The organism is Bradyrhizobium iriomotense (genome assembly GCF_030160715.1).
GTDB lineage: Bacteria > Pseudomonadota > Alphaproteobacteria > Rhizobiales > Xanthobacteraceae > Bradyrhizobium > Bradyrhizobium iriomotense.
This window is the reverse complement of record NZ_BSOW01000025.1, coordinates 138,949-151,753: the sequence shown is the minus strand read 5'-3', so window position 1 is coordinate 151,753 and position 12,805 is coordinate 138,949. Positions and strand designations below refer to the sequence as shown.

Below are 12,805 nucleotides of genomic sequence, written 5' to 3'. Positions count from 1 at the left end.
CGTCGTGGCGCGCGAGGTGACTCTGCTGCCGCGGCACTGGGAATGGCTCAACGCGCAGCCGGGCGGCGCCTCGGTCGCGCTGCGCAAGCTCGTCGACGAGGCGCGACGCGCCGGCGGCGATCGCGACCGCGAGCGGCAGGCCCGCGATGCCGCCTACCACTTCATGTCGGCGATGGCCGGCAATCTCGCGCATTTCGAGGAGGCCTCGCGCGCGCTGTTCGCAGGCGATCGGCGGCGCTTCGCAGGCGAGATCGCCGACTGGCCCGCCGACATCCGCGATCACATCGTGAAACTTGCAGGCAGCGACCGCGCGTAAGCGGAAGCCTTTTTCAGCGAGATCAACGACCGCAGCCGCGCTGCCTTGCGCGGCAACGGCCGTGCATGCCCAATCGAAAGGAACAACCGTGTCGACGTCTCCGCCGCTTCGAAAGACCTTCGCCATCTTCCTCGCGCCGATGATGCTGAGCAACATCCTGCAATCGCTGTTCGGCACCATCAACAATGTCTATCTCGGCCAGATGATCGGGGTCGACGCGCTCGCCGCCGTCTCGGTATTTTTCCCGGTGATGTTCTTCTTCATGGCCTTTGTCATGGGCTTGAGCTCGGGTGCGACGGTGCTGATCGGACAGGCCTGGGGCGCCGGCCGGCCCGAGCAGGTGAAGGCCATCGCAGGAACGACGTTGGCGGTCGGACTGCTGCTCGCTGCTGCGATCGCACTGTTTGGCGGGCTGTTCGCCGACGATCTCGTGATCGCGCTGGCGACGCCTCCGGACATCATGGGCCCTGCGACCTCCTATGCGCGCATCATGATGGTCTCGATGCCCTTGATCTTCGTCTTCATGCTCATGACAGCAATGCTGCGCGGCGTCGGCGACGCCGTTACACCGCTCGTGGCACTGGTGATCTCGGCCGCGATCGGTCTCGTGGCAACGCCGGCGCTGATCCTTGGCTGGTTCGGCCTGCCCCGGCTCGGCATCGTCAGCGCGGCCTGTGGATCGGTCGTATCCAGCGTGCTCACGCTCGTGTGGCTCGCCTTTCATCTCCGCCGCCGCAAGCACGTGCTGAGGCTCGGCAGCACGCTGGCGCGCGCGATGCGGCCTGACCTGGCGCTGTTGCCGACGCTGCTGCGCCTCGGCATCCCGGCCGCCATCGGCATGGTGGTGATGTCGGTGGCGGAGCTGGTGCTGCTCGGCCTCGTCAATGGCTTCGGCTCCGACGCCACCGCAGCCTACGGCGCCGTCAATCAGATAATGTCTTGCGTGCAGTTCCCCGCGCTGTCGATCGCAATCTCGGTCTCGATTCTCGGCGCCCAGGCGATCGGCCGCAACGAAGCCAGGCAGATCGGTGCGATCGTTCGCACCGGCATCGAGATGAACCTCGCATTGACCGGCGCCCTGGTCGTGCTCGGGTATCTGTTCTCGCGATCGGTGATAGGCTTTTTCATCACCGATGCTGCGGTTCTCGCGCTCGCGCAGAACCTGCTTCACATCGTGCTGTGGAGTGCGGTGCTGTTCGGCATGGCGACGGTGTTCTCCGCGGCGATGCGCGCGAGCGGGACGGTCTGGCTGCCGCTCCTGATCTCGACCTTCGCGATCATGGGGATCGAGGTACCGTCCGCGATCGCGCTCAGCCGCATGATCGGGGTCGAAGGCGTCTGGGCCGCCTATCCGATCACATTCTCCGCCATGTTCATTCTGCAGATGGGCTATTACCTGCTGGTGTGGCGAAAGCGCGCAGTCCGGCGTCTGATCTGATACCCTCACCAGAGTATGACGATCATCATTAAACAGTAGACCTGCCATGCCTGCTGCGCCACAATGCGTACAAAGCGAGCACACGGGAGGACGGATTTGACGCGCGCGGCCCCACAATTCCTGTTCGATTTCGGCAGCCCCAATGCGTATCTCAGTCATGAGGCGATCCCTGCGATCGAGGCGCGGACCGGCGTGAAATTCGAGTATGTGCCGATCCTGCTCGGCGGCATCTTCAAGGCGACCAACAACAAGTCGCCGGCCGAGACACTCGCCGGCATCAAGAACAAGCGCGAATTCCAGGAGGTCGAAACCGGGCGCTTCATCAAGCGCTTCCACGTGCAGCCCTATGTCTGGAACCCGTTCTTTCCCGTCAACACGCTGAACCTGATGCGAACCGCGATCGCGGCGCAGCTCGAAGGCGTGTTCGAACAATATGTCGAGGCCGCGTTCCACCACATGTGGCGCGAGCCGAAGAAGATGGACGATCCCGAGGTCGCGATGAAGGCGCTCGCGTCCTCGGGCCTCGACGCCCAAAAGCTGTTCGCCCGCGCCCAGGAGGGCGAGGTGAAGGCAAGACTGATCAAGAACACCGAGGAGGCCGTCGCCCGTGGCGCGTTCGGCTCGCCGACCTTCTTCGTCGGCAACGAGATGTTCTTCGGCAAGGAGCAGCTGCGCGAGGTCGAGGAGATGGTGTCGGGAAAGTGATCCCTCCTCCGGCGCGAAGCGAGCTATCTCCCGGATGTCGTCCTGGCGAAGGCCAGGACCCCATAGCCACCGAACGTCGCGGTTGCGGTGAACCGAGTCCCCGGCTTGTCCGACATCAAGCAATGAGGGTAGCGGTCCTGGCCTTCGCCAGACGAGTCCGAAGAAGCAACAAGAAGGAAACATCCCCATGCGCATTCTCGTGGTCGGCGCCGGCGCCATCGGCGGCTATTTTGGTGGCAGGCTGTTGCAGGCCGGGCGCGACGTCACCTTCCTGGTGCGGCCACGGCGCGCGAGCGAGCTTGCGAGCGCCGGCCTCGTCATCAAAAGCCCGAACGGCGATGCGCGGCTGACGGATCCGCCGGCGGTGCAGGCGGACAAGCTCACCGAGAAATTCGATGTCGTGCTGCTGAGCTGCAAGGCGTTCGACCTCGACGATGCCATCAAATCGTTCGCGCCGGCGGTCGGGCCGAACACGACGATCATTCCCGTGCTCAACGGCATGCGGCATCTCGACGTGCTGGACCAGAAGTTCGGCGCCGAGCGCGTGCTCGGCGGGCTCTGCGCCATCGCGGCGACGCTGAACGAGAAGCGCGAGGTGGTGCAGCTCCAGCCGATGCAGTCGATCAATTACGGCGAGCGCGACGGAAAACTGTCGGCGCGGGTGAAGGCGATCGACGAAGTCTTCACGAGTGGCATCGCCGGCGCCGGCGCGAGCCAGAACATCATGCAGGACATGTGGGAGAAGTGGGTGTTTCTCTCCTCGCTCGCGGCGTCGACCAGCCTGATGCGCACCTCGGTCGGCAACATCCTGGCGGTCGCCGGCGGCAAGGATTTTCTCCTGGGCATGCTCGATGAGACCAGCGCGACTGCGACCGCATCGGGCTATGCGCCCGGCGGGCCGTTCTTCGAGCGGGTCAAGGGCTTGATCACCACCGAAGGCTCGCCGATGACCGCGTCGATGTTCCGCGACATCAAGGCGGGCCTGCCCGTCGAGGCCGATCACATCATCGGCGACCTCATCGCGCGCGCCGATGCTGCGAAAGTGCCGGTGCCAAAACTGCGCATCGCCTATACGCATTTGAAGGCGTATGAGAAGCAGCGGGCGGTGTAGCTAGCCACACACTCGACCGTCGTCCCGGGGCGCGCGCAGCGCGAGCCCGGTACCCATAGCCACAGGGAGTGGTTATGGCACGAGCTGTAACCGCGAATCTTCGCCAGCCCAATCCTGTGGTTATGGGTCCCGGCCTTCGCCGGGACGACGGCGGAGTTTTTGGCGCTCGCGTCCGGAACGACGACGGAGTTTGCTGCTTACACTTCCCGCTACTGCAAATGCGCGAGATAATGCGCGAGCGCGGTGATTTCCTCCTCGCTGAGCGAATAGGCGATGTCGGCCATGGCGGCGACGCCGCCGCCGACGCGCAGGCCCGCTTTGTAGTCGTGCAGAGCCTTCACCAGATATTCCTCGCGCTGGCCGGCAAGGCGCGCGACGGCCTTGGTGCCGGCATAGCTGTCGGTGTGGCATGAGGCGCAGCGACGCCCGGTGGCGGCTTCCTTGCCCTTCTTCGACAGGTCGGGATCCTTGTCTTCGGGGCCCTTCGGCGGCGTCAGCTGCGAAAAATAGGCGCCGAGACTGCGGATATCCTCGTTGGTGATCTCTTCCACGATCGGCTGCATCTGCTCGTTCTTGCGCGAGCCGGCGCGGAAGAACACGAGCTGCCACTGCAAGAACTGATCCGGCTGACCGGCAAGCGAGGGGATGTTCTCGGTCTGCGAGATGCCGTTGTCGCCGTGACAGCCGGCGCAGACCGCGGCCTTCTCCTTGACGTCGGCAGCGTGTGCGAATGACGTGACTAGAACAGCCGACAACATTGCGAACGAAACAACGCGCATATCGTTTTCTCCGACTGTCATTGCCGGGCTTGACCCGGCAATCCATCGTGCATTGCAAAAGTTTCTCGTTGGGATGGATGCCCGGATCAAGTCCGGGCATGACGAACGCGTTCCGTTCCGTCGGTCTCGCATCTCGCGAGAGAGGCTGCGGCCGCCTTGACGGCAACCGCAGCCTCCAGTCTCACACCGCGCTACTTCTTGCTGTAGCTGATGCGGTAGATCGCGCCGGCCCAGTCGTCGGCAACGAGGATCGAGCCATCCTTGGCGAGGACGATGTCGTTGGGACGGCCGAGATAGCCCTGGTCGCCTTCGAGCCAGCCGGAGGCGAACACCTCCTGCTTGGGGTTCTTGCCGTCGGGTCCGACGATCACGCGCACGATGCGCGCGCCCTGGTACTTGTGCCTGTTCCAGGAGCCGTGCTCGGCGATCAGGATGTTGTTCTTGTACTCGGCGGGGAACTGGTCGCCAGTATAGAACTTCATGCCGAGCGGAGCGACGTGCGCGCCGAGATTCAGCACGGGCGGCGTGAACTCCGAGCACTTGTGACCCATCGCGAATTTCGGGTCCGGCAGATCGCCCTGGTGGCAATAGGGATAGCCGAAGTGCTCGCCGATCTTGGAGATCATGTTCAGCTTGTCGCTGGGCAGATCGTCGCTGACCCAGTCACGCGCGTTCTCGGTGAACCAGTATTTGCCGCTGCGCGGATCGACGTCGCCGCCGACCGAGTTGCGGACGCCGAGCGCCCAGACTTCGGCGTTGCCGGTCTTGGGATCGACGCGCCGGATCTGCGAGACGCTGGTCGGCGGAATGCCGACGTTGAAGGGCGGTCCGAACGGCAGGAAGAACCAGCCATCCTTGTCGGTCGCGATGTACTTCCAGCCATGCGCGGCATAGGACGGCATGTCGTCATAGACGACCTTGCCCTGGCCGAGATTGTCGAGATTGGCTTCGGCGTTGTCGTAGCGGATCAGCTTGTCGACGGCGATGACATAGAGCGCGCCGTCCTTGAAGGTGAGGCCGGTCGGCATGTTCAGACCCTTGAGGACGGTCTTGACCTCGCGCTTGCCGCCATTGTCCTTGATCGCATAGACGTTGCCGAGGCCGAACGAGCCGACGAACAGCGTGCCCTTGTCGCCCCAGGCCATCTGCCGAGCGGCGAGAACGCCGGGCGCCCAGACCTCGATCTTGAAGCCTGCCGGAAGCTTGATCTTCTTCACGATGTTGGCGAGCTCGGCTTCGGATGCGCCGGTCGGCGGCCCCGATGGCGGCGCTAGACCCTTCTGCGCCTCGGTCTCATCCCCCAAGAACCAGTCATCCGGCGGATGCGTCCAAAACTCCTTGGTGCCGGACTCGTATTTCTTCAGCGCCCGGTTCTTGTCCTGTTGCTGCTGCGCATTCACGACGCTTGTCCCCGCGAGCAGGGCAACCGCCGCAAACGCAAAGATGGATCGATGGAATACGGTTTTCATCGCGTCACTCCCCTAAGGCGGCCGTGGCGGCCACACCGTTATTGTTTTGCTATTCGAGAGGCGAAGTTCGGAGTCTGTCGACAGAGGCAGACGCGAAAAGGTTAGCACATCTGCAAGCAGTGAGAAGCGTGCGGCGCGCGCATGGGTGAGCCTCAATAAAAATTGAGAGAGAACTTCTCCGCATGCGTGCCTCGCCGATGCGCACGTTCTCGCTGCAACGCGAAAACATGGGCGAGCGACTATTTCGCAGGCAGATGCGCTGCGTGCACGCGATGAGAATTATGAGACTACGGGATAAGGCCCACTGTCGAAGACCGTGTCATGATAACCTTTTGAGCCGACTTGACGTGCCAGCGTGCTACGAAAGTCGCTTGCTCCGCGCAGGCTGCTCAGCACATGGGCAAAGTCGAATGCGGGCCGCCAACCCAATTCGCGGCGCGCGCGATCGTTGACGTAGACGCGGTCGATGGTCGAAAACAGGCGCCAGCCCCGCGCCGCATAGAGTTCTGCGCAATCGGGATAGAGCGTGCGCACAACGCTTGCCGCATCCTCCGCCAGGGCTTTGAGGTGGCTTTGCGTGAACGGGCTCGTCGCCGACACGATGTAGCGCGCAAAGCCGATGTGAGGCGCGCGCTCGACGGCGAGCAGATGCGCGCTCACCGCGTCCGCTATATCCAGCCGGCGATAAAGCAGCTCGTTGGCCTGCGCGTTCTCGGTCCCATAGCTCGCCCGCGCCACCGCATCGTCGTCCTCCTCCGGAAAGAAGCGGGAGGTGCGCAGGACGATGACGGGAAGCCCGCGCTCGCGAAAGAACAGCTCGCAGAGATTTTCGGCCATCAGCTTGGAGGTGCCATAGATGTTCTTCGGCACCGACGGCAGATCCTCGGTGACCCAGACCGCGGCGCTCCCCGCCTCCGGCCGGAGCTGCGAGCCGAACGCGCTGGTGGTGCTGGTGAAGACGAAGCTCTTCACGCCGGCGGCAACCGCCGCCTCGAGCAGGTTGAGCGTGCCGGTGATGTTGGTGTCGATGAAGTCCTGCCTGGAATGCGTGGCAACATGCGGCTTGTGCAGGGTGGCGGTATGGATGACGGCCGTGACGCCGCCCATCGCGGCCCGCACGAAGGTGGGATCGACGATCGAGCCCACCTGGTCGGTGAACTCCGGTTTCTGCAAATCAACCCCATGCAAAGGCCAGTCAAGCCCCCGCAAGGTCCGGAGAATGGCTTCTCCGAGATGGCCTGCGCTACCGGTGACCAGAATTGTCATTCCCGCGTCCAACGTACGTCCCGGACGGAGCCGCCCAAAGGCGAACCGGTCCTATCAGGCTTGACGCTGGGAGAAATTGGAGCGGGCGAAGGGGCTCGAACCCTCGACCCCGACCTTGGCAAGGCTAAGGTCGATGCATTTCCCATGCTTTCCCGCCATTACCGTCAGTTGCTTCTTATTGATAGCACATAGCTTTTTCGATTTCCGTCCGTTACGCGACTCAGACCAAGTTTACCCCCGTTTGCTTCCCGACACTTCCCCCCGGCTTCCCCGCGTTCGAGGCGCCCCGACGGGTCAGTGGCCTAGGAGACCACTATGCCCAAGCTCACCAAACGCGTCATCGATGCTCTTCGACCAGACCCCACGGGAAAAGACATATTCGCGTGGGACGCCGGCGATGGCGCTCTTAAAGGGTTTGGTGTCCGGATGAAGGGCAGTGGGGCTGCCTGCTATCTCATCCAATATCGGAATGCTGAAGGACGTACGCGGCGGCTAAAGATCGCCAGCGTCGCGACGCTTACGCCCGATGAGGCGCGCCGCCTGGCCGGTGATCGGCTGCGAGAGGTTGCCGGCGGCGGCGATCCTTCCGCGCAACGGCGAACACTACGCGCAGCAATTTCGCTTTCACAACTGTGTGATCTTTACCTTGAACAGGCAAGGGGGCGCATCAAGGCATCCACCCTCGCGGCGGATCGAAGCCGGATAGAGACGCACGTCAAACCGCTCATCGGCCATCTAACCGTGCGCACCTTGACCACTGCCGACGTGGAGCGGATGAAGTCGGACATCATCGCTGGCAAGACGGCCAAACCTAGAAAGCCCAAGGGACGTGGGGGCGTCGCGTCTGGGGGCCGCGGTGTAGCTGGGCGCACTCTCGGTATGCTGGTCACAATTCTTGAATACGCGCGCAAGACGCTGAAGATCATCAAAGAAAACCCGGCGAAAGACGTGCGCCGTCCCCCGGACGGCAAGCAGCAGCGCTTCCTGAACATCGAAGAGATTGCCAAGCTCGGGCAGGCTGTCCGTACGGCAGAGGCAGCAGGCGAGAGCAAGACCGGCGTCGCCGCGATCCGTCTGCTGCTGTTGTCGGGGCTTCGCCGCACTGAGTGTCTGAGCCTTATTAAAACGGCCGTCGATTACCGAATGCACTGCCTCCGACTGGCCGATAGCAAGAGCGGAGCGCAACTTCGCCCTATGGGAGACGCCGCGCTTCGCTCAATCGAAATCCAGTCGGAGAGCAGTGCGTTTCCATGGGTTTTCCCGGCATCGCATGGAAACGGGCACTTCATCGGCCTGCCAAAAATACTCAAGCGCATCTGCAAGCGTGCTGGACTGGTGGGGATTACGGTCCACGTGCTCCGACATTCTTTCGCCGCGACCGCTGCTGAGATGGGCTTCTCCGAGCTGACGATAGCAGGACTTCTCGGACATCGCGTACCCGGCGTCACAGCCAGGTACGCTCACGTCCCCGACAGTGCACTCGTGGCCGCGGCGAACGAAGTTTCGGCTCGAATAGCCGCAGCGTTGGACGGCAACACGACCTCAGCGGCGTCGCGCCCCGCTAACGCGCCGGTGATGGAAGCGATTGAGTGCACTCCGGGCGGCCCGAGAAATGTGTGGAAAGTATTAACGCTTTAATAGCCCTGCCTTAAGACTTCCGCCGTTCACTCGGTGTCAACCTTACCCGCAATCGCGGGGAATTTCTGAAAGGTGACACCATGGACGCTATAAAGTTTCTTAGGCGGAAAGTGGCTTCGGCCTATTTGCGCGAAAAATTCGGACTGGAATACGCCCCCAGCACCCTCGCCAAGCTGGCGGTAGTTGGCGGCGGGCCTCCGTTCCGGCGCATGAACCGCGTCCCTCTTTACGATCCCGCCGATCTTGATCAGTGGGTCGCGTCGAAGCTTGGCCCGCGCATGCGTTCGACCTCGGAGGGGGCACGGCACGCCGCAATCGTCGCGTCAAAGACTGCTTCGCTTTGCGATGCCTCCGATCCGAGCAAGCTATGAGCGCCGCTGTGACTGCCCCGATCGCGCACAATAGGCAGATGGCGCGTGAATTTCTCACGCTGCTCGATCCTGCGGCGGAGAAATTCACGTTCCAGTTCATTGGTGACACTAGCAAGGGGGGTGCCGAAACCTTTCACGGCAGCTTGGAGGAGGCGTGGCGCAAGGTCGAGTTCTTGAATAACGAGCAGCGCCAGACCGGCGTGTTCGTCACCATCAACAAGACCGACGGTGAGGGCCGGCGCACAAAGAACATCACGCGAGTGAGATCGCTGTTTGTTGATGCAGATGGCCCCGAGCAAGTGCGGCGGTGCGAGGAGGTCCTCTCTGCTTCTGGACTTAGCCCTAGCGTCGTCGTTTGGACCGGGCGAGGCAAGCACTACTACTTCCTGACGAGCCTTCCGCTCGATGAATTCTCCGACATCCAGAAGTACCTCATTGACAAGTTGGGGACCGACAAGTCCATCAACGACCTGCCCGCGTAATGCGCCTTCCCGGTACGCTGCACCTCAAGGACCCGAATAATCCTCGGTTAGTCAGCTTAGAACCGCGCGAGGGTGCACCCCGGCGCTATTCAGTCCACGAACTTACGACGGCGCTCGGAGGATCGGCGGCGATCCAGCCCCACTTGCCTCAGTACTCCCCGACGGTCTCGCCGACAACATCGATATCGCTTGCGAAGTCTCCCCACATCGCCCGCGAAGATTTCGCAGTTCGACCCGAAGACACAATCACACCCACCACGGTGTGTGACCCAGCCGTCCAAGAGATTTTTAAGTACGCCCGTGATCGCCTTTCAGATGGGCTCGAAGCCGATGTCGAAGAAATCCGATCGGCAGCGCGCATAATCCCTCCAGCGGCGCTCGCGACCGAGCACGATTGGGTTCGCGTTGCGCGTGGTTTTGCTAGAGAGGCAGCGATTTTCCCGGCGAGCGAGGCAGACCTCTGGACGGTGCTGGACGACATCTCCCGTAATGCGCCTGGGTACGACCGAGAAGAAAATCGGCGACGATGGAACCGGTACAAGAAGGAGGCTTTTGATCGGGATGTTCCAATAACAATTGCAACAGTGTTCGACCTCGCCAAGAAGCACGGGTGGTCCGGGCACGTCGACTTCATAGCGGCGCCGGGTACCACGACGTGGTCGCCAGCAGACCTGAGGGTGACGTTCTCGAACATTCGGCACCGTCGCACCTTGTACGGTTACGACCTGGTCCGCGGTGAGATCACCGTTTTGGGGTCGCCTGGCGGGGTTGGCAAGTCGTCCCTTGCTATTGGCATGGCGGTGTCGATCACCACCGGCAAGGAACTCCTGGAAGAAAAAATCCGCGGCGGCGACCTGAAAGTGCTCCTGATCAACGCCGAGGATAGCGGCGAAGAGATCAAGCGTCGGGTATGGGCATTTTGCATGGCCCACGGGATCACCGAACACGAATTGGGCCGCCTCTTCGTCGCCGGCGCCGATAACCCCTGTGTCCAACGTCTCTCGCTGCTGCGCACGAACCTGAAGGGGCACTCCGAACTTGACGAGGCGGGCTTCACCAAGCTGCGGGAAGCGCTCCAGACATTTTCACCAGATGTCGTCGTACTCGATCCCCTTGTTGCCTTGTGCGGTAGCGGCAACATGAACGACAACGCAGGCATGTCGCTCGTCATGCGCGCGTTGAAGGGCCTCGCGGCCGAATTTGACTGCGCGATGCTCATCGTGCACCACAACCGGAAAGGTGGTGAGGCCGGGAGCGCCGAGGCGATCAGTGGTGCGGCGGCGATCGTGAACCTGGCGCGTCGAGCGATCATGCCCGTGACGCTATCGGCCGACGAGGCGCTGAAGCTTGGCGTACCGCATTCTGAGCGCTTCAAGTACCTCAAGTTGGTGGACGCGAAATCCAACCTTGCTCCCCGCGGCAGCGAGCCGCCCTTTTACCAACTGCACAGCGTGGAGCTGCCGAACGCAGAGCCGCCAACGTACCCATTTGGAGACAACGTCCAAGCTGTCGTCCGGGTGAACTTGCCCCTCCAGACATCGGGGACCGGGCCGACCAACGAAGCAAAGATCCGGGCGGCCATTCTGGATTTGGTCAAGCGCGGCAAGGCAATCGATGGTCAGCACTACCCCTACAGTCCTGTCGCCAGCGGTGCCGAGAATGAGCGCGCACTCCTTCCCGACGCCATGGAAGCTGCGCGACATGCCATTGCGCCAATGCAATGGTCGCCTGCCGATCTCGAAGTCGTGGTCAAAGCCATAATCAAGCAGCTGAAGAACGATAACGCTGTGCAAACCCTCGAGATCGATGGAGGTCGGTTTCGGAGGTTGAAGGGGCTTCAGGTCAATCCTTCACTCACTACTAACGGAGACGTCAATGCAGCCGACCCCGAAGTCGCCGCCTAGCCCAGTGGTCAATTGGTCAATTCCCGGTCAATTGATTGACCAATTCCCCGCGGCAGTGGTGGTGGTCAATCGCCCCCCTTTAGGGGGGCGATTGACCGCCTGCCGCCCTCACCACCTGCATTGGGCACATCTCGTGCCGATCGCCATCGCAAGGTCGTCCGCTGACGTTCTTGGCTACGCCCTTGCCGAGCCTGTCGAGTTCATTAGCCGCCCGAAGCGTCACGGATCGACCAGCGCAGGCTTCTCATCCCCGGGAGGTACTCATGTCCTTCATTGAAAGAGTGCGCCAATCAGGCGAACAGCTCGATGCCCCGCCCGCCGATCCCTGGCGGAAGATCATCGCCAACGCCCTCGCCGGCGTGGAGGCCGTAAGCAGCGCTGCACTCCTCGACCTCGTAGGAGCGCGCCGCACGACCAGCAACGCGCGCCGGCTGGCGGCGATCATGCGGGACCTGAAGTTCATCCCGATCCAGTCCCGCCGCCTGATGCCGGGCGGCTTCCGCGACACCGTCACTCGCGGCTGGGCGAAACCCGTCCGCGGGCAGTCTCCTTTGCCGCTTCATCAACATCAAAAAGGTAAAAAGGTGACCCCATGAGCACTCCGCCGAACTTTTTTGACCCAGCCCACCCGGGCGTTCCCCTTCAGGACTGGAAGACGTTCAAGAACGAGTTTTCGCGCTTCAAGTTTGAAGAAGTGCTGGATCGCGATCAGATCGACCTCAACCTTGGACAACTTCCGCTAGCGAGAGGAGCAGTTATGCCGAGCCACTATTGGCTTCGAAGCACGGGCTTCCGGCCCAACAAGAATAAGCCGTGTGAGTGGCAGCGCGTCAGTGCCGAGGTATACCGGGCCACCATTGACGGGGTCGACGTCCACGTATGTCAGCTTCAATATACCAAGTTGTGGCTGATTTATCGCGCGCCAGTTTCTAGGCCGCTCGTCCGCGAAATGCTCGTTTTCGTATTTGGCTCAACCCCTGTCGTGACACGCCACTATAGGGAAGCCATTCACATGGCACAGACATACAATAGGAGTGAACCTGTCCGTGGTGGCTTTCGTTGGGTCAAAGTATATCCTGATACGCTTGTTGAATGTTGGGCCGCGTGCCAATACGCTGCTCAGCGGATGAGCCGCGAGGGCATCGGTTACTATCCCTATCCCCCTTTTGGCCCCGGCTGCGATTCGTCGGCGTCCAGCGTTGCAAAATACGCGGTCGACAGCAGCGCCGCGCAAACGGCGGCGCGGTCGCCTTCTCTCGGACCGGCGACCCGTCGAGCGGCGACTTCGGCGACGCCAAGGTGATCCGGAAGTTCGGCGAAGTGCCC

Annotated in this window: 12 protein-coding genes and 1 tRNA gene; 9 read left to right on the top strand and 4 right to left on the bottom strand. The window is 62.2% G+C overall.

Features of this window, described 5'->3' with window-relative positions:
- From QQL28_RS31135 to panE, 4 genes are all read left to right on the top strand, one after another.
- Positions 1-316 (top strand): DUF2239 family protein (locus tag QQL28_RS31135; protein ID WP_284271677.1); only part of this gene is annotated, 316 nt, incomplete at its 5' end.
- Positions 317-404: 88 nt separating this feature from the next.
- Entirely contained in the window at positions 405-1,754 is a 1,350-nt protein-coding gene (locus tag QQL28_RS31130) for an MATE family efflux transporter (RefSeq protein WP_284271676.1), read from the top strand.
- 96 nt (positions 1,755-1,850) lie between these two features.
- Positions 1,851-2,459, top strand: coding sequence for a 2-hydroxychromene-2-carboxylate isomerase (locus tag QQL28_RS31125; RefSeq protein ID WP_284271675.1), 609 nt, complete (start codon positions 1,851-1,853; stop codon positions 2,457-2,459).
- A 187-nt stretch (positions 2,460-2,646) separates the two neighbouring features.
- The gene (gene panE, locus QQL28_RS31120; protein WP_284271674.1) at positions 2,647-3,570 is read left to right on the top strand and encodes a 2-dehydropantoate 2-reductase; all 924 of its coding nucleotides are present in this window, start codon (positions 2,647-2,649) and stop codon (positions 3,568-3,570) included.
- Positions 3,571-3,779: 209 nt separating this feature from the next.
- On the opposite strand, the gene QQL28_RS31115 is transcribed toward panE, so the two are convergent.
- The 4 genes from QQL28_RS31115 to QQL28_RS31100 form a co-directional block, all read right to left on the bottom strand.
- Positions 3,780-4,349 (bottom strand): c-type cytochrome, encoded by a 570-nt coding sequence (locus QQL28_RS31115; protein WP_284271673.1) that lies wholly within the window; start codon positions 4,347-4,349, stop codon positions 3,780-3,782.
- Between the two features lie 191 nt (positions 4,350-4,540).
- Positions 4,541-5,818 carry a PQQ-dependent sugar dehydrogenase gene (locus QQL28_RS31110; protein ID WP_284271672.1) on the bottom strand — a complete coding sequence of 426 codons (1,278 nt, stop codon included), beginning with the start codon at positions 5,816-5,818 and terminating at the stop codon, positions 4,541-4,543.
- A gap of 279 nt (positions 5,819-6,097) precedes the next feature.
- Entirely contained in the window at positions 6,098-7,084 is a 987-nt protein-coding gene (locus QQL28_RS31105) for an NAD-dependent epimerase/dehydratase family protein (protein WP_284271671.1), read from the bottom strand.
- A gap of 77 nt (positions 7,085-7,161) precedes the next feature.
- A tRNA-Gly gene (locus tag QQL28_RS31100) sits at positions 7,162-7,240 on the bottom strand.
- 159 nt (positions 7,241-7,399) lie between these two features.
- Between QQL28_RS31100 and QQL28_RS31095 the strand changes: the two genes are divergently transcribed.
- The 5 genes from QQL28_RS31095 to QQL28_RS31075 all read left to right on the top strand — a co-directional run bounded on the left by QQL28_RS31095 (position 7,400) and on the right by QQL28_RS31075 (position 12,782).
- Positions 7,400-8,722, top strand: coding sequence for a tyrosine-type recombinase/integrase (locus QQL28_RS31095; protein WP_284271670.1), 1,323 nt, complete (start codon positions 7,400-7,402; stop codon positions 8,720-8,722).
- Positions 8,723-9,089: 367 nt separating this feature from the next.
- Positions 9,090-9,575 carry a hypothetical protein gene (locus QQL28_RS31090; RefSeq protein ID WP_284271668.1) on the top strand — a complete coding sequence of 162 codons (486 nt, stop codon included), beginning with the start codon at positions 9,090-9,092 and terminating at the stop codon, positions 9,573-9,575.
- Entirely contained in the window at positions 9,575-11,479 is a 1,905-nt protein-coding gene (locus tag QQL28_RS31085) for an AAA family ATPase (protein ID WP_284271666.1), read from the top strand. Before QQL28_RS31090 ends, QQL28_RS31085 begins: the two co-directional genes overlap by 1 nt.
- Positions 11,480-11,742: 263 nt before the next feature.
- Positions 11,743-12,075 carry a hypothetical protein gene (locus QQL28_RS31080; RefSeq protein ID WP_284271665.1) on the top strand — a complete coding sequence of 111 codons (333 nt, stop codon included), beginning with the start codon at positions 11,743-11,745 and terminating at the stop codon, positions 12,073-12,075.
- Entirely contained in the window at positions 12,072-12,782 is a 711-nt protein-coding gene (locus QQL28_RS31075; protein WP_284271683.1) for a hypothetical protein, read from the top strand. The genes QQL28_RS31080 and QQL28_RS31075 overlap by 4 nt, the downstream gene beginning before the upstream one ends.
- Positions 12,783-12,805 lie beyond the last annotated feature (23 nt).